17 protein-coding genes are annotated in these 22,871 nt (G+C 70.7%); 8 read left to right on the top strand and 9 right to left on the bottom strand.

Annotated features, from left to right (window positions below; genetic code table 11):
* Positions 1–62: 62 nt before the first annotated feature.
* Positions 63–1,292 carry a cysteine--1-D-myo-inosityl 2-amino-2-deoxy-alpha-D-glucopyranoside ligase gene (gene mshC / locus ADL34_RS17225; protein ID WP_062670875.1) on the top strand — a complete coding sequence of 410 codons (1,230 nt, stop codon included), beginning with the start codon at positions 63–65 and terminating at the stop codon, positions 1,290–1,292.
* Between the two features lie 80 nt (positions 1,293–1,372).
* Here the strand turns inward: mshC and ADL34_RS17220 are convergent, their stop codons facing one another.
* From ADL34_RS17220 to ADL34_RS17195, 6 genes are all read right to left on the bottom strand, one after another.
* Positions 1,373–2,392 (bottom strand): PAC2 family protein, encoded by a 1,020-nt coding sequence (locus tag ADL34_RS17220; protein ID WP_062670877.1) that lies wholly within the window; start codon positions 2,390–2,392, stop codon positions 1,373–1,375.
* Between the two features lie 205 nt (positions 2,393–2,597).
* On the bottom strand, positions 2,598–3,269 hold the full coding sequence (locus tag ADL34_RS17215; RefSeq protein WP_062670878.1) for a FadR/GntR family transcriptional regulator: 672 nt from the start codon (positions 3,267–3,269) through the stop codon (positions 2,598–2,600).
* 271 nt (positions 3,270–3,540) lie between these two features.
* Entirely contained in the window at positions 3,541–5,157 is a 1,617-nt protein-coding gene (locus ADL34_RS17210) for a glycerol-3-phosphate dehydrogenase/oxidase (protein WP_062670880.1), read from the bottom strand.
* 48 nt (positions 5,158–5,205) lie between these two features.
* Entirely contained in the window at positions 5,206–6,750 is a 1,545-nt protein-coding gene (gene glpK / locus ADL34_RS17205; RefSeq protein ID WP_062670882.1) for a glycerol kinase GlpK, read from the bottom strand.
* A 95-nt stretch (positions 6,751–6,845) separates the two neighbouring features.
* On the bottom strand, positions 6,846–7,640 hold the full coding sequence (locus tag ADL34_RS17200; RefSeq protein ID WP_062670884.1) for an MIP/aquaporin family protein: 795 nt from the start codon (positions 7,638–7,640) through the stop codon (positions 6,846–6,848).
* 397 nt (positions 7,641–8,037) lie between these two features.
* Complete coding sequence (locus tag ADL34_RS17195) at positions 8,038–8,802, bottom strand: IclR family transcriptional regulator (RefSeq protein ID WP_062670886.1); 765 nt, start codon at positions 8,800–8,802, stop codon at positions 8,038–8,040.
* 296 nt (positions 8,803–9,098) lie between these two features.
* Between ADL34_RS17195 and metH the strand changes: the two genes are divergently transcribed.
* The 4 genes from metH (at position 9,099) to ADL34_RS17175 (ending at position 17,200) form a co-directional block, all read left to right on the top strand.
* Entirely contained in the window at positions 9,099–12,620 is a 3,522-nt protein-coding gene (gene metH, locus ADL34_RS17190) for a methionine synthase (protein ID WP_062670888.1), read from the top strand.
* A gap of 146 nt (positions 12,621–12,766) precedes the next feature.
* Entirely contained in the window at positions 12,767–13,462 is a 696-nt protein-coding gene (locus ADL34_RS17185) for an HAD family hydrolase (RefSeq protein WP_062670890.1), read from the top strand.
* Positions 13,463–13,920: 458 nt separating this feature from the next.
* Complete coding sequence (locus ADL34_RS17180) at positions 13,921–15,525, top strand: ABC transporter substrate-binding protein (protein ID WP_062670892.1); 1,605 nt, start codon at positions 13,921–13,923, stop codon at positions 15,523–15,525.
* 91 nt (positions 15,526–15,616) lie between these two features.
* Complete coding sequence (locus ADL34_RS17175) at positions 15,617–17,200, top strand: ABC transporter substrate-binding protein (RefSeq protein ID WP_062670894.1); 1,584 nt, start codon at positions 15,617–15,619, stop codon at positions 17,198–17,200.
* Positions 17,201–17,285: 85 nt separating this feature from the next.
* On the opposite strand, the gene ADL34_RS17170 is transcribed toward ADL34_RS17175, so the two are convergent.
* A complete protein-coding gene (locus ADL34_RS17170; RefSeq protein WP_062670896.1) occupies positions 17,286–17,957 on the bottom strand; it encodes a response regulator in 672 nt (223 codons plus the stop codon).
* A 14-nt stretch (positions 17,958–17,971) separates the two neighbouring features.
* Positions 17,972–18,991 (bottom strand): RecB family exonuclease, encoded by a 1,020-nt coding sequence (locus tag ADL34_RS17165; protein ID WP_107115696.1) that lies wholly within the window; start codon positions 18,989–18,991, stop codon positions 17,972–17,974.
* A gap of 171 nt (positions 18,992–19,162) precedes the next feature.
* Between ADL34_RS17165 and ADL34_RS17160 the strand changes: the two genes are divergently transcribed.
* From ADL34_RS17160 to ADL34_RS17150, 3 genes are all read left to right on the top strand, one after another.
* On the top strand, positions 19,163–20,605 hold the full coding sequence (locus ADL34_RS17160) for a site-2 protease family protein (RefSeq protein ID WP_062670899.1): 1,443 nt from the start codon (positions 19,163–19,165) through the stop codon (positions 20,603–20,605).
* Between the two features lie 51 nt (positions 20,606–20,656).
* Positions 20,657–21,559, top strand: coding sequence for a tRNA (adenine-N1)-methyltransferase (locus ADL34_RS17155; RefSeq protein ID WP_062670901.1), 903 nt, complete (start codon positions 20,657–20,659; stop codon positions 21,557–21,559).
* Between the two features lie 214 nt (positions 21,560–21,773).
* Positions 21,774–22,352, top strand: coding sequence for a hypothetical protein (locus ADL34_RS17150; RefSeq protein WP_062672176.1), 579 nt, complete (start codon positions 21,774–21,776; stop codon positions 22,350–22,352).
* 57 nt (positions 22,353–22,409) lie between these two features.
* Here ADL34_RS17150 and ADL34_RS17145 read toward each other — a convergent pair whose 3' ends face one another.
* Positions 22,410–22,715: a ferredoxin gene (locus tag ADL34_RS17145; protein ID WP_062672174.1), complete on the bottom strand. Its 306-nt coding sequence runs from the start codon at positions 22,713–22,715 to the stop codon at positions 22,410–22,412.
* Positions 22,716–22,871 lie beyond the last annotated feature (156 nt).

Here is a 22,871-nt window from a genome sequence, read left to right as displayed (position 1 = left end):
TTACCGGCCATCCGGACCGGTCCGGTTCGTATACGGAACTCCAGTCCGGTTAGGCTCATGACATGCATGCCTGGCCCGCTTCTGAGGTCCCCGCCCTGCCTGGTCAGGGCCGCGACCTGAGGATCCACGACACCGCGACCGGCGGACTCGTCACCCTCGACCCCGGTCCCGTCGCCCGTATCTACGTCTGCGGCATCACCCCGTACGACGCCACCCACCTGGGGCACGCGGCGACCTACAACGCGTTCGACCTCGTGCAGCGCGTGTGGCTCGACACCAAGCGCCAGGTCCACTACGTCCAGAACGTCACGGACGTCGACGACCCCCTCCTGGAGCGGGCCGAGCGCGACTCCGTCGACTGGGTGGCCCTCGCCGAGAAGGAGACCGCCCTCTTCCGCGAGGACATGACGGCCCTGCGGATGCTGCCGCCGCGCCACTACATCGGCGCCGTCGAGGCCATACCGGGAATCGTCCCGCTGGTCGAACGGCTCCGGGAGGCCGGCGCCGCCTACGAGCTCGAAGGCGACATCTACTTCTCCGTCGAGTCCGACCCGCACTTCGGCCAGGTCTCCCACCTGGACGCGGCCGCCATGCGGCTGCTGTCCGCCGAGCGCGGCGGCGACCCGGACCGCCCGGGCAAGAAGAACCCCCTCGACCCGATGCTGTGGATGGCCGCCCGCCCGGGCGAGCCCAGCTGGGACGGCGGCTCCCTCGGCCGGGGCCGCCCCGGCTGGCACATCGAGTGCGTCGCCATCGCCCTCGACCACCTCGGCATGGGCTTCGACGTCCAGGGCGGCGGCTCCGACCTCGCCTTCCCGCACCACGAGATGGGCGCCTCCCACGCCCAGGTGCTGACCGGCGAGTTCCCCATGGCCAAGGCGTACGTCCACGCCGGCATGGTCGCCCTGCACGGCGAGAAGATGTCCAAGTCCAAGGGCAACCTGGTCTTCGTCTCCCAGCTGCGCCGTGACGGCGTCGACCCGGCCGCGATCCGGCTCGCCCTGCTCGCGCACCACTACCGGGCCGACTGGGAGTGGACCGACGATGTGCTCCGAGACGCCGTCGCCCGCCTGGAGCGCTGGCGCGCCGCCGTCTCCCGGCCCGACGGACCGCCCGCCGAGGCACTCGTCGACGAGATCCGCGACGCCCTCGCCGACGACCTGGACGCGCCCACCGCGCTCGCCGCCGTGGACCGCTGGGCCGCCGCCCAGGAGGAGCACGGCGGCACGGACACCGCAGCCCCCGGCGTCGTCTCCCGCGCCGTCGACGCGCTCATGGGCGTGGCCCTGTAGCCGGCCCGGACCGAGCACGACCGAGGGCGGTGCGCTGCACAGCGCACCGCCCTCGGTCTTCCCGTGCTCGTCGTGACCCCTCAGTCCTCCGACGACTCGCCGTCCTCGTCCGTGTCCTTGCCGCCCGAGTCCGTGTCCTTGCCGCCGGACCGCGGCGGCTTCGGCGGACGTGTCCGGCCACCGGGGCCCTCCCGCCGGTAGGGCGGGCCCGAAGGGCCGTCCTGGCCGTCGGTGGCGTGCCCGCCGGCCGTCGGCCCGCCGCCGTCCCGGCGGCGCAGATAGCGCTCGAACTCGCGGGCGATCGCCTCGCCCGACGCCTCCGGGAGCTCCGCGGTGTCCCGGGCCTCCTCCAGCGTCTGCACGTACTCGGCGACCTCGCTGTCCTCCGCGGCCAACTGGTCCACGCCGACCTGCCAGGCGCGCGCGTCCTCCGGCAGCTCGCCCAGGGGGATCCGCACGTCGATCAGGTCCTCCAGGCGGTTCAGCAGCGCCAGCGTCGCCTTCGGGTTGGGCGGCTGCGACACGTAGTGCGGCACCGCCGCCCACAGCGACACCGCCGGCACCCCGGCGTGCGTGCAGGCCTCCTGCAGGATGCCGACGATGCCCGTCGGGCCCTCGTACTTGGTCTCCTCCAGATCCATCCGGCGGGCCAGATCCGGGTCGGAGGTCGTCCCGCTGATCGGGACCGGACGCGTGTGCGGGGTGTCCCCGAGCAGGGCGCCCAGAATCACCACCAGCTCCACGCCCAGCTCGTGCGCGAAACCGAGGAGCTCGTTGCAGAACGAGCGCCAGCGCATGGACGGTTCGATACCGCGGACCAGCACGAGGTCGCGCGGCTTGTCACCGCCGACCCGGACCACGGACAGCCGGGTCGTCGGCCACGTGATCTTGCGCACTCCGGCGTCCATCCACACCGTGGGCCGGTTCACCTGGAAGTCGTAGTAGTCCTCGGCGTCCAGCGCCGCGAACACCTCGCCCTTCCACTCCCCGTCCAGATGCGCGACCGCGGTGGAGGCGGCGTCGCCGGCATCGTTCCAGCCCTCGAACGCGGCCACCATGACCGGGTCGATCAGCTCGGGAACCCCCTCGAGCTCGATCACCCAGCGCCTCCTTCCGACGTGCCCTCGCCTGACGAACCAACCTTACGGCGTGCGGCGGGGGCGCCCGCAGCCCCCTCGCAGGGGGGATGCCCGATCACTGCCCCGATCCCCACCCGGGAACACCCCGGCAGAGATCCGACGTCCACGCCGTACCGCACAACGCGGTTCCCCGGCCGCCGTGTTCCGGCAGACGGCGGGACGCCGGTCACAGCGTCGAGCGCAGCCACTGCTCCACGCTCGCGATGTGCACGGTCGCCCACGACCGCGCGGCCTCCGCGTCCCGGTCCCGCAGCGCCGCCAGGATCGCCCGGTGCTCGCGCAGCGTCCGGGCGACAGCGTCCTCCTGGGTCAGCCCCCGCCAGATCCGGGCCCGTGTCGTCGGCCCCGACAGACCGTCGAGCAGCGAACACAGCACCGAGTTGCCGGCGGCGACGACGATGCCCCGGTGGAACTCCAGGTCGCTCGCCACGAGTTCCTCCACCGACGGGGCGTCACCGAGCCGGTCCAGCCGCACGGCCAGCGCGTCGAGCTGCCGCTCGCCGATGCGGGCCGCCGCCATCGCCGTGGCCGCCGGCTCCAGGATGCGGCGGACCGCCAGGAACTCGAGCACGGTGTCGTCGCGGTGGAAGTCGACGACGAAGCTCAGCGCCTCCAGCAGCAACTGCGGGTCCAGGCTGGTCACATACGTCCCGTCGCCCTGCCGGACGTCCAGGATGCGCATCAGCGAAAGCGCCCGTACCGCCTCCCTCAGCGAGTTGCGGGACAACCCGAGCGCGGCGGCCAGCTCGCTCTCCTTGGGGAGCCGGTCGCCGGGGCGCAGCGCACCCGAGACGATCATCCCCTTGATCTTCTCGATCGCCTCGTCGGTGACCGCCATGGCCGCCCTCCCCGTCCGTCCACCACGCCCACGAGACCTCCGATGTCTCGGGCCCACATTATGTACGGCCGGCCGAGCCGCCGTACGGAGTCCGGGCAGCGCGAAGGGGCGGCCCCGTCGGCGAGGAGCCGCCCCTCCGGTGGTGGCCGGCCCCGGTGCGGAAGGGGCCGCCCTCGTACGGTCCGGCGCGGTCAGGGGAGTGGCCGGACCCCGCGCGGCGGACGCCTCATCCGGCGAAAACCGCCCGCCGCGCGCGAGGTCGATTCTTCGGTCACTTCTTGTCGAGCACGTCCTGCACCTTCGCCCGGACGTCGTCCGTGGCCAGGCCCCGGATCGTCAGCGTCGTCCGGCGGCGCAGCACGTCGTCCGCCGTCTCCGCCCACTCGTTGTCCCGGGCGTACACGACCTGCGCCCAGATCTCCGGGGCGTCCGGGTGGACCCGCTCGCCCAGCTCGGGGTTCTCGTTGGCGATACGGGCGATGTCGAAGGCCAGCGAGCCGTAGTGCGTGGCCAGGTGCCGGGCGGTGTCCGCCGCCATGCGCGGGCCCGGGGCCGGACGGTCGGTCAGCAGCCGGTGGGCGACCGCGCGCGGGTTCGCGATGCCCGGCAGCGGCAGCTTCTTCGGCAGCGCGGAGACGGGCTCGAAGTCGTCGCCGAGCGGTGCGCCCGGCAGCGCCTCCAGCTTCTTCATGACGGTCCGGCCGATGTGCCGGAACGTCGTCCACTTGCCGCCCGCCACGGACAGCATCCCGCCGCGTCCCTCGGTCACGACCGTCTCGCGCTTGGCCTTCGCCGTGTCACCGGGGCCGCCGGGCAGCACCCGCAGGCCCGCGAAGGCGTACGTGATCAGGTCGCGGTCCAGCTGCTGGTCGCGGATGGAGAACGCCGCCTCGTCCAGGATCTGGGCTATGTCCTTGTCGTTGACGGCGACGTCCGCGGGGTCGCCCTCGTACGCCTCGTCCGTGGTGCCCAGCAGCAGCATGTCCTCCCACGGCAGGGCGAACGTGATGCGGTACTTGTCGATCGGGGTCGCCAGCGCCGCCTTCCAGGGCGCGGTCCGCTTCAGGACCAGGTGCGCGCCCTTGGACAGCCGGATCGACGGCGCCGCGTTCGGGTCCTCCATCCTGCGCAGGTGGTCGACCCAGGGGCCGGTGGCGTTCAGCACGAGCCGGGCGTTCACCCCGAACTCGTCACCGGACAGCCGGTCCCGCAGGTCGGCGCCGGTCACCCGGCCCTGCGTGAAGCGCAGCCCGGTGACCTCGGCGTGGTTGAGCACGACCGCGCCCGACTCGACGGCCGCGCGGACCGTCATCAGCGCCATGCGCGCGTCGTTCATCTGGTCGTCGCCGTACACGGCCACGGCCTTCAGGTTCTCGGTGCGCAGCTCCGGCACGTCCTGCGCCGCCTTGGCGGGGGACAGGAGGTGGCCGACGCCGTCACCGAACGCGGAGAGCGCGGAGTAGGCGAACACGCCCGCCCCGAGCTTCGCGGCGCCGTGCGGCCCGCCCTTGTACACGGGGAGGTAGAACGTGAGCGGGTTCGCCAGGTGGGGGGCCACCTGGCGGGAGACCGCACGGCGCTCGAAGTGGTTCTCCGCCACCAGCTTCACCGCGCCGGTCTGCAGGTAGCGCAGACCGCCGTGGAGGAGCTTGGAGGAGGCGGAGGAGGTGGCGCCGGCGAAGTCGCCGGCGTCGACCAAGGCCACCCTGAGGCCGGACTGCGCGGCGTGCCAGGCGGTGGAGATGCCCAGGATGCCGCCGCCGATCACGAGGAGGTCGTACGACGCCTTGGAAAGCTGCTCCCGGGTCTCGGCGCGGCTCGCGTGGGAGCCGGAGGCCGGGTGCGTACCGAGGGCAGGCACGGACTGCAGGGTGGTCTGACTGGTCATATCGGGTTCTTGCTCCTCATCAGAGTTCGAGGACCGGCGAGAGGCGGGTCAGCTCTCGTCGTCGTCCTCGAGCCAGCCCATGGTCCGCTCGACGGCCTTGAGCCAGTTCTTGTACTCACGGTCGCGGGTCTCCGCGTCCATGCGGGGGGTCCACTCGGCGGCCCGGCGCCAGTTGGCGCGCAGGTCGTCGGTGCTGTTCCAGAAGCCGACGGCGAGACCGGCGGCGTAGGCGGCGCCGAGGCAGGTCGTCTCGGCGACCATCGGGCGCACCACGGGCGCGTCCAGGACGTCGGAGAGGGTCTGCATCAGCAGGTTGTTCGCGGTCATGCCGCCGTCGACCTTGAGGGTGACGAGCTCGACGCCGGAGTCCTTGACCATGGCGTCGGCGATCTCCCGCGTCTGCCAGGCGGTGGCCTCCAGGACGGCACGGGCGAGGTGCGCCTTGGTGACGTACCGGGTGAGGCCGGCGATCACACCGCGGGCGTCGGAGCGCCATTGCGGGGCGAACAGGCCGGAGAAGGCCGGCACGAAGTAGGCGCCGCCGTTGTCCTCGACGGAGAGCGCGAGCGTCTCGATCTCGGCGGCTGTGGAGATCAGGCCCATCTGGTCGCGCATCCACTGCACCAGCGAACCGGTGACGGCGATCGAGCCCTCCAGGGCGTACACCGTGTCCTGCTCGCCGATCTTGTAGCCGACGGTGGTCAGCAGACCGGCGTAGGAGTTGATGATCTTGTCGCCGGTGTTCATCACCATGAAGGTGCCGGTGCCGTACGTCGACTTGGTCTCGCCCTCGGCGAAGCAGGTCTGGCCGAACAGGGCCGCCTGCTGGTCGCCGAGCGCGGAGGCCACCGGGATGCCGCCGAGCAGGTCGCCCAGCTTGCCGCCGGTGATCTCGCCGTACACCTCGGCGGAGGAGCGGATCTCGGGCAGGATCTGCAGCGGGACGCCGATGGACTCGGCGATCTTCGCGTCCCACTCCATGGTGTGCAGGTTCATCAGCATGGTGCGGGAGGCGTTGGTGACGTCGGTGACGTGCTTGCCGCCGTCGACACCGCCGGTCAGGTTCCAGATGACCCAGGTGTCCATGGTGCCGAAGAGGATGTCGCCGGCCTCGGCGCGCTCCTTGAGGCCCTCGACGTTGTCCAGCAGCCAGCGGGCCTTGGGACCGGCGAAGTAGGAGGCGAGGGGCAGGCCGGTCTCGCGGCGGAAGCGGTCCTGCCCGACGTTGCGGCCGAGCTCGCGGCACAGGGCGTCGGTGCGGGTGTCCTGCCAGACGATGGCGTTGTGGACGGGCTCACCGGTGTTCTTGTCCCACAGCACGGTGGTCTCGCGCTGGTTGGTGATGCCGATGGCCTTGATGTCGTCGCGGGTGATGCCGGCCTTCTCGATGGCTCCGGCGACGACCTCCTGGACGTTGGTCCAGATCTCGGTGGCGTCGTGCTCGACCCAGCCCGGCTTCGGGAAGATCTGCTCGTGCTCCTTCTGGTCGACGGAGACGATCCGGCCGTCGCGGTCGAAGACGATGCAGCGGGACGAGGTCGTGCCCTGGTCGATCGCGGCGATGAAGGGGCCGGCGGTGTGGGCGTCGGTCACAGTTAGCTCCTGGAAGTTCCGTGGTTATGGGGCTTTACGTACGGCGTGCGCCGAGAGTTTCGGTGCATCTCACCCGGACGGGTGAAGCGCTGTTCCTAGGCGAACGCGACGTTGTAGATGCCTGCCGCGACGGCACCGCCGATGAGCGGTCCCGCGACGGGGATCCAGGCGTAGCCCCAGTCGGAGCCCCCCTTGTTGGGCAGGGGCAGAAGGGCGTGGACGATTCTCGGACCGAGGTCACGAGCCGGGTTGATCGCGTATCCGGTCGGGCCGCCGAGGGACAGACCGATGGACACGACCACGAGCGCGGTGATCAGGGCGCCCAGGGTGCCGAGGCCCTTGCCGCTGTCGTTGAGGCCCTGGGTGAGGACGGCCAGCACCAGCACCACGGTGCCGATGATCTCCGTGATCAGGTTCTGCACGACGTTGCGGATCTCGGGACCGGTGGAGAAGACGCCCAGGACGGGACCGGCGCCCTTCTCCTGCGCCTCGACGGCCTTGGCGGTCGTGGCCTGCGCGCCCGGGCCGCCGACGATCTCCTTGTCGGTGAGGTGGGCGTGGAACTGGCCGGCGTAGGCGGCCCACACCAGCGCGGCGCCGATCATGGCGCCGAGGAGCTGTCCGGCGAAGTACGTCGGGACGTTGCTCCAGTCGTTGTCCTTGATCGCGATGCCGACGGTCACGGCCGGGTTGAGGTGGGCGCCGGAGAGCGGTGCCGAGGTGTAGACCGCCGTGAGCACCGCGAAGCCCCACCCGAAGGTGATGGCGAGCCAGCCGGCGTTACGGGCCTTGGAGGCCTTCAGCGTGACAGCGGCGCAGACGCCGCCGCCGAGCAGGATGAGTATGGCGGTACCGATGGTCTCGCCGATGAAGATGTCGGAGCTGGACACCCGCGACTCCTTTGTCCTTCGTCCAGGGGAAGCCGAACCCCGGGTCCCTCCGGTGGTTCGCGTTGCTCTCGGGATGAGAGCGATGCCGGCCTCTGGCGTTGTCCCACTCTAACGCGTATTGCCGGTAGGTGTTCGACAATGCCGACCGATGGACGGGAGTCTTGCCCCGGGGTCAGGGGTGCGTCAAGGGTCCTGTTCCCGAATGCTCGATCGTTATCGGCCGTGTTGATTTGTCGATACGACGTCACGTGCGCGTACGGGCGCGTAGGGGACACGCTGCGTGCGCACAGCCCGCGTGAACCCGTCCGCGGACGCACAGGAAAAGGCCGGAACGCCGCTCGGCGCCCCGGTCGTCAGCTCTCGTGGGCGGGGTCCCGCCGGCGGGCCGGCGGGCGGCTCAGAAGCGCCCGGCGCCCAGATCCCGCGACACCGCGCGGGCGCAGTCCCGCACCGCCGCGATCAGCTCCGGACGGATTCCGCCCTCGCGGCACAGCCGCTCCACCGCACCGGTGATGCCGACCGCGCCCACCGGCATACGGCGCCGGTCGTGGATGGGGGCGGCGATCGACGCGACGCCCTCCCAGGTCTCCTCGACGTCGGCCGCGTACCCCCGCGCGCGCGTCAGGTCGAGGAGCTGCTCGAAGTCGTCCAGCTCGCACACCGTGCGCTCGGTGAACGCCTTGCGGCCCGCCTCGATGGCCTCGCTGTGCGCCACCGGGTCGTACGCCGACAGCACCTTGCCCAGCGCGGTGGAGTGCAGCGGCTGCATGGCGCCGATCTCCAGCACCTGACGGCTGTCGTCCGGGCGGAAGACGTGGTGCACGATCAGGACGCCCTGCTGGTGCAGCACGCCCAGGTAGACGCTCTCGCCGCTGGAACGGGCCAGGTCGTCCGTCCACACCAGGGCGCGGGCCCGCAGCTCGTGCACGTCCAGATAGGTCGTCCCCAGGCGCAGCAGCTCGGCCCCCAGCTGGTACCGCCCGGACGCCTCGTCCTGCTCGACGAACCCCTCCTGCTGGAGGGTGCGCAGGATCCCGTGGGCGGTGCCCTTGGCGAGGCCCAGCGAGGAGGCGATGTCCGACAGGCCCAGGCGCCGCTCACCGCCCGCGAGCAGCCGCAGCATCGCGGCCGCCCGTTCGAGCGACTGGATGTTCCGTGCCATCGCCGTACTGCCTCCGTCCCCTTCGACCGTCGACCTACACGACGTCTCTGCCGTCGTTCGGCAATGTCGAACACTACCGGTCGATGTCGACCCACCGCTAATGGTCCGTCGGACTTCATCCGTCCGGACCGCGTCACACGTATACCGGGTGCCGTCCCCGGGGCCCTCCTCGTCCCGGCTCGTGGACGCCCCGACCATCGCGCCGCGCTCCCGGCTACGCTGGCGAGGTGCGCCCGCCGCGGAACCTGCCCTGCGGGCGCAAAGCCGACAGCCGTCGCACTCCAGGGAGCCCTTTCATGGCCTCGTTGCCACCGACCCCTTCCGCCGACAGCCGGACCCGTGTGTCCGCCCTCCGTCAGGCCCTCGCCACCCGAGTGGTCGTCGCCGACGGAGCGATGGGCACCATGTTGCAGGCCCAGGACCCCACGCTGGACGACTTCCAGAATCTCGAGGGCTGCAACGAGATCCTGAACGTCACCCGCCCGGACATCGTCCGCTCCGTCCACGAGGCGTACTTCGACGCGGGCGTCGACTGCGTCGAGACGAACACCTTCGGCGCGAACCACGCCGCGATGGCCGAGTACGACATCCCAGAGCGCGTGTTCGAGCTGTCCGAGGCCGGCGCCCGTATCGCCCGGGAGACCGCCGACGCCTACGCCGCCCGCGACGGGCGCGACCGCTGGGTGCTGGGCTCCATCGGCCCCGGCACCAAGCTCCCCACACTCGGCCACATCGGCTACACCACCATCCGCGACGCCTTCCAGCAGAACGCCGAGGGCCTGATCTCCGGCGGCGCCGACGCGCTGATCGTGGAGACCACCCAGGACCTGCTCCAGACCAAGGCCGCCGTCATCGGCGCCCAGCGCGCCCGGGAGCGGTCCGGCCTGGACCTGCCGATCATCGTCTCCGTCACCGTCGAGACGACCGGCACGATGCTGCTGGGCTCCGAGATCGGCGCCGCCCTGACGGCCCTGGAGCCGCTCGGCATCGACATGATCGGCATGAACTGCGCCACGGGACCCGCCGAGATGAGCGAGCACCTGCGCTACCTCTCCCGGCACTCCCGCATCCCGCTGTCCTGCATGCCGAACGCGGGCCTGCCCGTCCTCGGCAAGGACGGCGCCACCTACCCGCTGACCGCGCCGGAGCTGGCGGACGCCCACGAGACCTTCGTCCGCGACTACGGGCTGTCCCTGGTCGGCGGCTGCTGCGGCACCACGCCGGAGCACCTGCGGCAGCTCGTCGAGCGGGTCCGGGGCCTGGAACCGACCCGGCGCGACCCGCGGCCCGAGCCCGGCGCCGCCTCGCTCTACCAGACCGTGCCCTTCCGGCAGGACACCTCCTACCTGGCCATCGGCGAGCGCACCAACGCCAACGGCTCCAAGAAGTTCCGCGAGGCCATGCTGGAGGCCCGCTGGGACGACTGCGTGGAGATGGCGCGCGAGCAGATCCGCGAGGGCGCGCACATGCTCGACCTGTGCGTGGACTACGTCGGCCGGGACGGCGTCGCCGACATGCGCGAGCTGGCCGGGCGTTTCGCCACCGCCTCCACCCTGCCGATCGTGCTGGACTCCACCGAGGTGGACGTCATCCAGGCCGGCCTGGAGAAGCTCGGCGGACGCGCGGTCATCAACTCCGTGAACTACGAGGACGGCGACGGCCCCGAGTCGCGGTTCGCCCGTGTCACCAAGCTGGCCCGGGAGCACGGGGCGGCCCTGATCGCGCTCACCATCGACGAGGAGGGGCAGGCCCGCACCCCCGAGAAGAAGGTCGAGATCGCCGAACGGCTCATCGACGACCTCACCGGGAACTGGGGCATCCACGAGTCGGACATCCTCATCGACACCCTGACCTTCACCATCTGCACCGGTCAGGAGGAGTCCCGCAAGGACGGACTCGCCACGATCGAGGCGATCCGCGAGCTCAAGCGCCGCCACCCCGACGTACAGACCACGCTGGGCCTGTCGAACATCTCCTTCGGCCTCAACCCGGCCGCCCGCATCCTGCTGAACTCGGTGTTCCTGGACGAGTGCGCGAAGGCCGGCCTGGACTCGGCGATCGTGCACGCCAGCAAGATCCTGCCGATCGCCCGCTTCAACGAGGAAGAGGTCCGCACCGCCCTCGACCTGATCTACGACCGGCGCGCCGAGGGCTACGACCCGCTGCAGAAGCTCATGGCCCTGTTCGAGGGCGCCACCGCCAAGTCCCTGAAGGCCGGCAAGGCCGAGGAACTGGCCGCCCTGCCGCTGGAGGAGCGCCTCAAGCGGCGCATCATCGACGGCGAGCGCAACGGCCTGGAGGCCGACCTCGACGCGGCCCTCGAGGACCGGCCGGCCCTCGACATCGTCAACGACACCCTGCTGGACGGCATGAAGGTCGTCGGCGAACTGTTCGGCTCCGGGCAGATGCAGCTGCCGTTCGTGCTGCAGTCCGCCGAGGTCATGAAGACCGCCGTCGCCCACCTCGAACCGCACATGGAGAAGGTCGAGGGCGACGAGGCCGGCAAGGGCACCATCGTGCTGGCGACCGTGCGCGGCGACGTCCACGACATCGGCAAGAACCTCGTGGACATCATCCTGTCCAACAACGGCTACAACGTGGTCAACCTGGGCATCAAGCAGCCCGTCTCCGCGATCCTGGAAGCCGCCGAGGAGCACCGCGCCGACGTCATCGGCATGTCCGGGCTCCTGGTGAAGTCCACCGTGATCATGAAGGAGAACCTCGAGGAGCTGAACCAGCGCGGCCTCGCCGCCGACTACCCGGTCATCCTCGGCGGTGCCGCCCTGACCCGTGCCTACGTCGAACAGGACCTGCACGAGGTCTACGAGGGCGAGGTCCGCTACGCCCGCGACGCCTTCGAGGGGCTGCGCCTGATGGACGCCCTCATCGGCGTCAAGCGGGGCGTGCCCGGCGCCAAGCTGCCCGAGCTCCGGCAGCGCCGGGTGCGGGCCACCGCGCAGACCGTCGTCGAGGAGCGCCCCGAGGCCGGGCACGTCCGCTCCGACGTCGCCACCGACAACCCCGTCCCCACCCCGCCGTTCTGGGGCACCCGCGTCAGCAAGGGCATCCAGCTCAAGGAGTACGCCTCCTGGCTGGACGAGGGCGCCCTGTTCAAGGGCCAGTGGGGCCTGAAGGAGTCCCGCGCCGGGGACGGCCCGTCGTACCAGGAACTCGTCGAGACCGAGGGCCGCCCACGCCTGCGCGGCCTGCTCGACCGGCTCCAGACCGACAACCTCCTCGAGGCGGCCGTCGTCCACGGCTACTTCCCCTGCGTGTCCAAGGACGACGACCTGATCGTCCTCGACGAGCACGGCAACGAACGGACCCGCTTCACCTTCCCGCGCCAGCGCCGCGGCCGCCGCCTGTGCCTCGCGGACTTCTTCCGCCCCCAGGAGTCCGGCGAGACCGACGTCGTCGGCTTCCAGGTCGTCACCGTCGGCTCCCGCATCGGCGAGGAGACCGCCCGGCTCTTCGAGGCCAACGCCTACCGCGACTATCTGGAGCTGCACGGCCTGTCCGTCCAGCTCGCCGAGGCCCTCGCCGAGTACTGGCACGCCCGCGTGCGCGCCGAGCTCGGCTTCGCCGGCGAGGACCCGGCCGCCATGGAGGACATGTTCTCCCTGAAGTACCGCGGTGCCCGCTTCTCGCTCGGCTACGGTGCCTGCCCCGACCTGGAGGACCGCGCCAAGATCGCCGACCTGCTCCGGCCCGAGCGGATCGGCGTCCACCTGTCCGAGGAGTTCCAGCTGCACCCCGAGCAGTCCACGGACGCCATCGTCATCCACCACCCGGAGGCGAAGTACTTCAACGCACGCTGACACCCGGGGCCCGGGGGAGCGGTGTGCCGGGGGGCACAGCGGCGCATCGGGCGATACCCCGGCGGGCGTCGTACACTGGACGGTCCACCGCAGGCCGGTTCCCTCCGTGGGAACCGGCCTGGTCGTCCCTTGAAGGAGGTACGTGGATGACCAGTACCGTCCCCGCGCTGTCCACCCGTACGGCCGACGGCCCGGCCCTGCAGGCCGTACTCCTCGACATGGACGGCACCCTGGTCGACTCCGAGGGCTTCTGGTGGGACGTCGAGGTCGAGGTCTTCGGCTCCCTCGGGCACACCCTGGACGACACCTGGCGCCATGTCGTGGTCGGCGGGCCCATGACCCGCAGCGCCGGCTTCCTCATCGAGGCCACCGGCGCCGACATCGGCCTGGACGAGCTCACCGTGCTGCTCAACCAGGGCTTCGAGGACCGTATCGACCACTCCCTGCCCCTGATGCCGGGAGCCGCCCGGCTGCTGGCCGAGCTGGCCGAGCACCGCATCCCGACGGCCCTGGTCTCCGCCTCGCACCGCCGCATCATCGACCGTGTGCTCACCACGCTCGGCCCGCAGCACTTCGCGCTGACCGTCGCCGGTGACGAGGTGAGCCGCACCAAGCCCCACCCCGACCCCTATCTGCTCGCCGCGGCCGGTCTCGGCGCCGACCCCGCCCGGTGCGCGGTCGTCGAGGACACCGCGACCGGCGTCGCCGCCGCCGAGGCCGCCGGCTGCCAGGTGGTGGCCGTCCCCTCGATCGCGCCCATCGCCCCGGCCGCCCGGCGCACCGTGGTGCCCTCTCTCGAGCACGTCGATCTTGCTTTTCTGCGCGGCCTGATGACAGTCTGACAACGAGTCGTCACTGGCATGACAACTCGAATGTGCCCGTCGTTCACCGAGCGTGCTGCTTTGATGGCGCATTGCGGGCGGAGAAATTCCGCAAGTAAATTCGATCGGGCCGGACGGCCGAATTCCAGCGGTCGCCCGCCGCGCCCAATCTGTGACGTTCGCCACTCCCCGGGGGTGCGCCGAGGTGCCCGCCCCGCGCCCCTCGCCCCCGAACAACGGTTTTGAGCGCACCCTTGTGTCCCGATTGATGGACCGGTGCGCCAATCCTTCCCGCCCCAGCCTTCCGGTGCGTCCGCACCCGATTCCACTGAGTGAGGAAGCCTCAACTCCGGTCCCCTCCAACCGTCCTGTGGGCGCGGACTAATCTCATCGCGAGAACATCGCCCTTACCCCCGTGATCCGCCGCACCACCCTCTGCATGCCGGATACACGGAGAAGACAGCTGGAGAAACCCGAGCATGAACCGTAAGACTTTGGTGCTGCCGGTCGTCATCGGCCTGCTCGCGCCGGTTCTCGCCGCCTGTGGCGGAACCGACAGCGGCAGCGGCGGCGGCGACGGCATCGTCGTGGGCACCACGGACGTGTTCACTGCCTCGGAGGAGAGCCCCGCACCGCTCGACCCGGCCTGGGCCTACGACGTCGGCCTGTGGAACATCCTGCGCCAGACCGTGCAGACCCTGATGATCCAGCCCCGTGGCGAGGGCGAACCCGTCCCCGAGGCCGCCGAGAGCTGCAGCTTCACGGACAGCGGCAACGAACGCTACGCCTGCACCCTGCGCAAGGACCTCAAGTTCGCCGACGGCGACACCGTCACCGCGGCCGACGTGAAGTACTCCATCGACCGCGCCCTCTCCCTGAAGGCCGACAGCGGCGTCTTCGCCCTGCTGTCCACCATCGACACCGTCGAGACGCGCGGCGACCGCGAAGTCGTCTTCCACCTCAAGACCGCCGACTCCACCTTCCCGTACAAGCTGTCCACCCCGGTCGCCGGCATCGTCGACCCGGACGTGTACGACAAGAAGGAACTGCGCAGCGGCTTCGAGGTCGACGGCTCCGGCCCGTACACCTTCAAGGCCGACGTCAAGGACGACAAGCTCGTCTCCGCCGTGTTCACCAAGAACCCCGAATACAAGGGGAGCCTGAAGGTGGACAACGAAAAGGTCGAGCTGCGCAACTTCGACAGCGCCGACGAGATGGGCGCCGCCCTCGACCGCGGTGACATCGACGTCATGACCCGCGCCATGTCGCCCCAGCAGATCGACAAGCTCGCCGCCGACTCCGACGACGACGTCGACCTCGTCGACATGGCCGGCCTCGAGATCCGCTACCTCGCCTTCAACACCGACGACGACGCCGTACGCAGCAAGGCCGTCCGCCAGGCCATGGCCCAGCTGATCGACCGCGGCGAACTCGTCTCCAAGGTGTACGGCAGCCAGGCCGAGCCCCTGTTCTCCCTGGTCCCCGCCAGCATCACCGGCCACTCCAACTCGTTCTTCAACAAGTACGGCGAGCCCAGCGCCGCCAAGGCCAGGAACCTCCTGGAGCGGGCCGGCGTCACCACCCCGGTCGAGCTGACGCTGCACTACACCACCGACCACTACGGTCCGGCCACGAAGAAGGAGTTCGAGCTGCTGAAGGCGCAGCTCAACGACAGCGGCCTGTTCGACGTCGACATCAAGGGCGCCCCCTGGGACGTCTTCCGCCCCGCCGAGAAGAAGGGCAAGTACGAGGTCTACGGCATGGGCTGGTTCCCCGACTTCCCCGACCCCGACAACTACGTCGCCCCCTTCCTCGACAAGGACAACTTCCTCGGCTCGCCCTACGCCAACGCCCGCGTCCGCAACAGCCTGATCCCCGAGTCGCGGCGCGCCGCCGACCGGATCGCCGCGACCGGCAGCCTCACCGAGATCCAGGACATCGTCGCCAACGACGTGCCGTTCATCCCGCTGTGGCAGGGCAAGCAGTACGTCGCCGCCGGCGACGACATCACGGGCACGGCCTACGTGCTCAACTCCTCGTCCACCCTCCAGCTCTGGGAGCTCGGCCGCGGCGTGAGCGGCTGACGCACCCGTCCGGCGCCCCCCACCGGGGCGCCGGACCGCCCGGTTCCTCCACGGGCCCGGGTTCTCACAACCGACGACAAGGCACTCGTAAGTGAACATGCGCAACCACTGGCCGGTGCTGCCCCTCGTGGCAGGGCTGGCCTCCGGCCTGTTGACCGGCTGCGGAACGGAGACCGGGGACGCCGGCGACAACGGGAACACCGTGGTCGTGGGGATGTCGGACGACGTCCTCGCCACCGACCCCGCCTCCGGCTACGACCCGGGTTCCTGGCTGCTGTTCAACAATGTCTTCCAGTCGCTGCTCAGCTTCCCCAAGGGCGCCACGGAACCCCAGCCCGAGGCCGCCCAGGACTGCTCCTTCTCCGACAACGGGGCCACCGTCTACAAGTGCACGCTGAAGGACGGCCTGAAATTCAGCAACGGTGACGAACTCACCGCCGAGGACGTCAAGTTCTCGTTCGACCGGATGCTGAAGATCGACGACCCCGACGGCCCCGCCGTCATGTTCTCCACCCTGGACAAGGTCGAGACACCCGACGAGCGCACCGTCGTCTTCCGCCTCAACACCCCCGACGCGACCTTCCCCAGCAAGATCGCCTCCGGCGCCGGCTCCATCGTCGACAAGGACGCCTACGACGCCGCCGGGCTGCGCGAGGACGGCAAGGCCGTCGGCTCCGGCCCGTACAAGCTCGAAGAGTTCAACGACGACAAGGCCGTCTTCACCGTCAACGAGAACTACAAGGGCACCGCCGAGGTCAGGAACAACGGCGTCACCCTGAAGTTCTTCCGCGGCGACCAGCAGCGCCTCAAGCAGGCCCTGCTCGCCGACGACGTCGACATCGCCTACCGCGGCCTCAGCGCCGGCGACATCGCCGACATCGAGAAGGCCGGCACCGACTCCTCCGGCGTCGAGGTCGTCGAAGGCAGCAGCGCCGAGGTCCAGCACCTCGTCTTCAACATGGACGACCCCGTCGCCGGACAGCTCGGCGTCCGCAAGGCCATCGCCTACCTGCTCGACCGCGACGCCCTCATCCGGGACGTCCACGAGGGCACCGCCACCCCGCTGTACTCGATCATCCCGGCCGGAATCGGCGGCCACAACACCGCCTTCTTCGACACCTACGGCGCCCGCCCTTCCCGGGCCAAGGCCGCCGCCGCCCTGAACAGCGAAGGCATCACCGGCCAGGTGAAGCTCACCCTGTGGTCCACCCCGTCCCGCTACGGCCCGGCCACCGACCAGCAGCTGAAGGCCATCGCCAAGCAGCTCAACGACAGCGGCCTCTTCCAGGCCGACGTCCGCTCCGTCGCCTTCGACCAGTACGAGAAGGACATCGCCAAGGGCAAGTACGGCGTCTACGTCAAGGGCTGGGTCCCGGACTACCCGGACGCCGACAACTTCACCGCGCCCTTCTTCGGCAAGGGCAACGTCCTCAGCAACAACTACACGAACAAGCGCATCACCAACACGCTCATCCCGAGCACCGCCGCCGAGAGCGACCGCGCCGCGACCGACGAAGCCTTCGGCCAGCTCCAGGACATCGTCGCCGACGAACTGCCCATCATCCCCGTCTGGCAGGGCAAGCAGTACGCCATCGTCCACGAGAACGTGTACGGCCTGGAGTACTGCCTCGACGCCTCCACCGTCTTCCGCTTCTGGGAGCTCAAGAAGGGCTGAGCCGGCCCGACCACCACAGAGGGCGTCCCTTCCACCGAAGGGACGCCCTCTGCCCGTGTCCGCTGTCCGCCTGCCCGCGCAGGCCCTACTGCGCGCCGGGACGCACCAGCCCGCTCTCGTACGCGTACACCGCCGCCTGCACCCGGTCCCGCAACCCCAGCTTCGTCAGCACATGCCCCACATGCGTCTTGACCGTCGTCTCGCTGACGAACAGGTCCGCCGCGATCTCCGCGTTCGACAGACCGCGTGCCACCAGCTTCAGCACCTCCACCTCACGCTCGGTCAGCGTGTGCAGAGTGTCCGGCACCGGCTCGTCCCCCGACGGCAGATGCGTCGCGTACTTGTCCAGCAGCCGGCGCGTGATGCTCGGCGCGAGCATCGCCTCGCCCGCCGCGACCACCCGGATCGCCTGCACCAGCTCATGCGCGGGAGCGTCCTTCAGCAGAAAACCACTGGCCCCCGCCCGCAACGCCTCCACCACGTACTCGTCCAGATCGAACGTGGTCAGCACCAGCACCTTCGCCGGACCGTCCCGCCCGGGCCCCGTGATCTGCCGCGTCGCCTCCACCCCGTCCATGCGGGGCATACGGATGTCCATCAGGACCACATCGGGCTGCAGGGCCCGCACCTGATCGAGGGCCTGCAGACCGTCACCGGCCTCGCCCACGACCGCGAGATCCTGCTCGGCCTCCAGAATCATCCGGAACCCGGTGCGCAGCAGGGGCTGGTCGTCGACCAGTAGGACGCGGATGGCCACGTAAGTCTCCTTCGCTAGTCCGGCCCCATTCTGCCCTGCGTGTCCACCCCGGACTCGCCCGCCCCGGCCACCGGCGCCAGCGGATACGGCGGGGGAGTGCCGCCGAACTCCGGGCAGTGCTCCCGGTGATCGCACCAGCCGCACAGCTTCGTCGGCCGCGGCCGCCAGTCACCCGTCTCCGTCGCCAGCCGGATCGCCTCCCACAGCGCGAGCAGCTTGCGCTCCACCCGCTCCAGATCCGCCACCACCGGGTCGTACGTCAGCACATCACCACTGCCCAGATACACCAGCTGCAGCCGGCGCGGCACCACACCCTTCAGCCGCCACACCACCAGGGCGTAGAACTTCATCTGGAACAGCGCGCCCTCCGCGTACTCCGGGCGGGGCGCCTTCCCCGTCTTGTAGTCGACGATCCGCACCTCGCCCGTGGGCGCCACATCGACCCGGTCGATGATCCCCCGCAGCCGGAGCCCCGACTCCAGCTCCGCCTCCACGAACAGCTCCCGCTCGGCCGGCTCCAGCCGCGTCGGATCCTCCAGCCCGAACCAGCGCTCCACCAGCTGCTCCGCCTCGGCCATCCAGGCCGCCAGCCGCTCACCCTCCGGATCGTCCGCGAACAGCTCCACGACCTCCGGACGGCTCTCCCGCAGCCGGTCCCACTGCCCCGGGATCAGCGACTTCGCGCGCGGCGCCGTCCGCTCCGCCGCCGGCGCGTCGAAGAGACGCTCCAGCACCGCGTGCACCAGCGTCCCCTTCGTCGCCGCCGCACTCGGCTTCTCCGGCAACCGGTCGATCACCCGGAACCGGTACAGCAACGGGCACTGCATGAAATCACTCGCCCGCGACGGAGACAGCGACGAAGGAGCCCGCACCAGCGGCACCACGGCGGCCCCCTCCGCCAGGACCGCCCCACCCGTCTCCGCGGACCCCGCGTGAACCGCCGCCCCCGCGGGGTACTCGTCCCCCATCGGCGCCGTCGTCCCCGCGACCTCGCCGCCGCCGTCCGCCGCGGCGCCCTCCGTGCTCGTCTCCATGCCCACAGACCTTACGGCCCACCACTGACAGTGACCCAGCGCGGCACCGGCGGCCGCCGGGGGAACGGCGCAGCGGGGTGCCGGGGCGGACCCCACCGGCACGGCCGCATACCATCGACTCGAGACCTTCCGCCCGGCAGGCGCGGACGACGAATCCAACGAGGGGACACCGTGGACGAGAGCGGCGGGAGCGGGAAGCCGCGCTCCGGGACCGACGAGCCGACCGAGCACCGCACGGACCGGCCGGCCCCCGACCCCGGACGGCCCGACGCACCCACCGGCCCCGGCCCCCAGGACACGCCACCCGACCCCGACGACCAGCGGCACAAGGACGACGCCGGCGACGACAACACCCCACAACCACCGCGCGAGACACACCCCGACGCCCCCCACCCCCAGCACGACGACCGCGCCTTCGCGCACTCCGCCGACACCAAGCCGCGCCCGCCGCAGCGCCCCCGCGACCCCCGAGGCGGACTCCTCATGGGCCGCCCCTTCGGCGTCCCCGTCTACGTCGCCCCCAGCTGGTTCCTCGTCGCCGCCCTCATCACCTGGGTCTTCGGCGGGCAGCTCGAACGCGTCCTGCCCGAGCTCGGCGCCGCCCGCTACCTCGTCTCCCTCTTCTTCGCCGTCGCCTTCTACGCCTCCGTCCTCGTCCACGAGCTCGCCCACACCGTCGCCGCCCTGCGCTTCGACCTGCCCGTACGCCGCATCCAGCTCCAGTTCTTCGGCGGCGTCTCCGAGATCGAGAAGGAAGCCGAGACACCCGGCCGCGAATTCGTCCTCGCCTTCGTCGGCCCCCTGCTCTCCCTCGTCCTCTCCGGCGTCTTCTACGGCGCCCTGCGCCTCGTCGAACCCGGCACCGTCCCCGGCGTCCTGCTCGCCGGCCTGATGATCTCCAACCTCATCGTCGCCGTGTTCAACCTCCTCCCCGGCCTCCCCCTCGACGGCGGCCGCATGCTCCGCGCCGTCGTCTGGAAGATCACCGGAAAGCCCATGAGCGGCACCGTCGCCGCCGCCTGGGTCGGCCGCGCCCTCGCCGTCTCCGTCCTCATCGGCCTCCCCTGGCTCACCCAGTCCGGCGCCCTCGGCTCCGAAGCCGTCGACAACGTCGGCATGGACACCGTCATGGACGCCCTGCTCGCCGCCATCCTCGCCGCGATCATCTGGACCGGAGCCGGCAACAGCCTGCGCATGGCCCGCCTGCGCGAACACCTCCCCGAACTACGCGCCCGCGCCCTCACCCGACGCGCCGTCCCCGTCGAGGCCGACACCCCCCTCTCCGAAGCCCTGCGCCGCGCCAACGCCGCCGGCGCCCGCGCCCTCGTCGTCGTCGACACCGACGGCACCCCCCTCTCCCTCGTCCGCGAAGCCGCCATCGTCGGCGTCCCCGAACACCGCCGCCCCTGGGTCGCCGTCAACGGCCTCGCCCAGGACATCACCGAAGGCATGCGCGTCTCCGCCGAACTCTCCGGAGAAGAACTCCTCGACGCGCTGCGCGCCACCCCCGCCACCGAATACCTCGTCGTCGAGGAGACCGGCGAGATCTACGGCGTCCTGTCCGCCGCCGACGTGGAACGCGCCTTCGTCAAGGCCATGGCCCGCCCCAGCTGACACCCGCCACCCGTGGTCGGCGGCCCCCCGAAACGCCGGTAGGCTGTTCACATGTCCGAACCGACCGGTGCCGCCCGCAGGCGCGGGCCCTTCAAGGTCGGGGACCAGGTTCAGCTGACCGACCCCAAGGGCCGCCACTACACGTTCACGCTCGAAGAGGGAAAGAACTTCCACACCCACAAGGGTTCCTTCCCCCACGACGAGCTGATCGGCGCTCCCGAGGGCAGCGTTGTCCGCACCACCGGTAACGTCGCCTACCTCGCGCTGCGCCCCCTGCTCCCCGACTACGTCCTGTCCATGCCCCGCGGGGCGGCCGTCGTCTACCCCAAGGACGCGGGGCAGATCCTCGCCTTCGCCGACATCTTCCCCGGCGCACGCGTCGTCGAGGCCGGCGTCGGCTCCGGCTCGCTCAGCAGCTTCCTCCTGCGCGCCATCGGCGACCACGGCATGCTGCACTCCTACGAGCGCCGCGAGGACTTCGCCGACATCGCCAAGCAGAACGTCGAGCGCTACTTCGGCGGCCCCCACCCCGCCTGGCAGCTCACCGTCGGCGACCTCCAGGACAACCTCAGCGACACCGACGTCGACCGCGTCATCCTCGACATGCTCGCCCCCTGGGAATGCCTCGAGGCCGTCTCCAAGGCACTCGTCCCCGGCGGCATCGTCTGCTGCTACGTCGCCACCACCACCCAGCTCGCCCGGACCGTCGAGTCCATCCGCGAGATCGGCTGCTTCAACGAGCCGACCGCCTGGGAGACGATGATCCGCAACTGGCACATCGAAGGCCTCGCCGTCCGCCCCGACCACCGCATGATCGGGCACACCGGCTTCCTGCTCACCGCCCGCCGCCTCGCCGACGGCGTCGAGCCGCCCATGCGCCGCCGCCGCCCCGCCAAGGGCGCCTACGGCGAGGACTACGAAGGCCCCAACGCCGACCGAGGCGCCGGCCGCTGACCCACGGCCCGCACCACCGGCAACGCGAAGGCGCTGGGGTGGAGTTCCCCACACCACCCGGGAACTCCACCCCAGCGCCCTTTCGTTCGCCGCCCCACCCACCCGGCCCCACAGGAACCGAACCGAGTACCCACCCCGCCGTTCCCCCGCACTGTGACGTGTGGCACGATGCTGGCCACCCCCACCGGCACAGCCCTCACAGGAGACGCTCCTAGTGCAGCAAACCGCCGTCCCGGAACTGGCACACACCCACACCCGGCCGATCCACTGGGTCGCCACCGCCACAGCGCTCGCCGGAGTCGTGGCGCTCTCCAGCGTCCTCCAGCCCGACTCGGCCACCGCGGCCCAGCCCACCGCCGACGACGCCAAGAACGCCCCCGCGGCCGCCGCGCCCCCCGACCCCGCCAAGGCCGACTTCCCGCTCACCTGCGGCCCGGTCAAAGCCATCGTCGTCAAGAAGGCCACCGGAGACCTCGACGGCGACCACCGCCCCGAAACCGTCGCCGTCGTCCACTGCGACTCACCCATGGGCACCCCGCCCGACGGCGTCTACGTCCTCACCCAGGCCGCCGGCACCACCACGCCCCGCATCGTCGCCACACTCATCGACCCCAAGGACAGCATCACCGTCCGTGACATCGCCGTGCGTGACGGCGCGATCGCCGCCCACCTCTACGGCTACTCGTCACCGGACGTACCCCGCTGCTGCCCCGACGTGAACGACAGCGCGAAGTGGCAGTGGAAGAACGGCTCGTTCGTACGCTCGACACCCGCCGGGACACACAGCGTCTGACCCCCACCACAGAACGTGTGAGGAATCAGACAGCCATAACGAGCCGTACACGCACGGTCACTCGGCGTCCGGACCGAACACCTCGACCTTGTCCAGAACACGACGTACATGGATGCACTCGCCCGGACACTCCCGCGCCGAGTCCACCACATCCGTGAGAAGCGGCAGCGGCACGGGCGTTGTCGCCCCCTCCGCCTGCAACAGCACGTCGTCCGCGCCCTTCACGTACGCCAGACCATCGATGTCCAGCTCGAACACCTCAGGCGCATACTGGGCACAGATACCGTCACCGGTGCACAACGCCTGATCGATCCAGACCTCCAGCGGCTCACCCTCGACCCCGGCCGCCTGCTCCACGCTCATCTCTCCCACCGCTTCCCCCGCCGAGCCGCACGGGAATCCGGCCAGCTCCGACGGGTGTTGAACACCTCGACACTACCCCCGCCTGGGTTCCAATCATGTTCGGTGGGTATTCCCCTGGCGTGAGGGAGAGCGCAAGGGTGAAGATCGGACACACCC

The organism is Streptomyces sp. NRRL WC-3605, assembly GCF_001509795.1.
GTDB lineage: Bacteria > Actinomycetota > Actinomycetes > Streptomycetales > Streptomycetaceae > Streptomyces > Streptomyces viridochromogenes.
Note: the sequence above shows the minus strand (reverse complement) of the source record. Positions and strands in the feature narration are given on the sequence as shown.

What these genes read in the sequence shown, in the direction of transcription:
- mshC (WP_062670875.1), top strand. Translation starts at nt 63, where the DNA reads ATGCATGCCTGGCCCGCTTCTGAGGTCCCCGCCCTGCCTGGTCAGGGC.
- ADL34_RS17215 (WP_062670878.1), bottom strand. Translation starts at nt 3,269, where the DNA reads ATGGCGGTCACCGACGAGGCGATCGAGAAGATCAAGGGGATGATCGTC.
- ADL34_RS17210 (WP_062670880.1), bottom strand. Translation starts at nt 5,157, where the DNA reads ATGACCAGTCAGACCACCCTGCAGTCCGTGCCTGCCCTCGGTACGCAC.
- ADL34_RS17195 (WP_062670886.1), bottom strand. Translation starts at nt 8,802, where the DNA reads ATGGCACGGAACATCCAGTCGCTCGAACGGGCGGCCGCGATGCTGCGG.
- metH (WP_062670888.1), top strand. Translation starts at nt 9,099, where the DNA reads ATGGCCTCGTTGCCACCGACCCCTTCCGCCGACAGCCGGACCCGTGTG.
- ADL34_RS17185 (WP_062670890.1), top strand. Translation starts at nt 12,767, where the DNA reads ATGACCAGTACCGTCCCCGCGCTGTCCACCCGTACGGCCGACGGCCCG.
- ADL34_RS17180 (WP_062670892.1), top strand. Translation starts at nt 13,921, where the DNA reads ATGAACCGTAAGACTTTGGTGCTGCCGGTCGTCATCGGCCTGCTCGCG.
- ADL34_RS17165 (WP_107115696.1), bottom strand. Translation starts at nt 18,991, where the DNA reads ATGGAGACGAGCACGGAGGGCGCCGCGGCGGACGGCGGCGGCGAGGTC.
- ADL34_RS17155 (WP_062670901.1), top strand. Translation starts at nt 20,657, where the DNA reads ATGTCCGAACCGACCGGTGCCGCCCGCAGGCGCGGGCCCTTCAAGGTC.
- ADL34_RS17145 (WP_062672174.1), bottom strand. Translation starts at nt 22,715, where the DNA reads ATGAGCGTGGAGCAGGCGGCCGGGGTCGAGGGTGAGCCGCTGGAGGTC.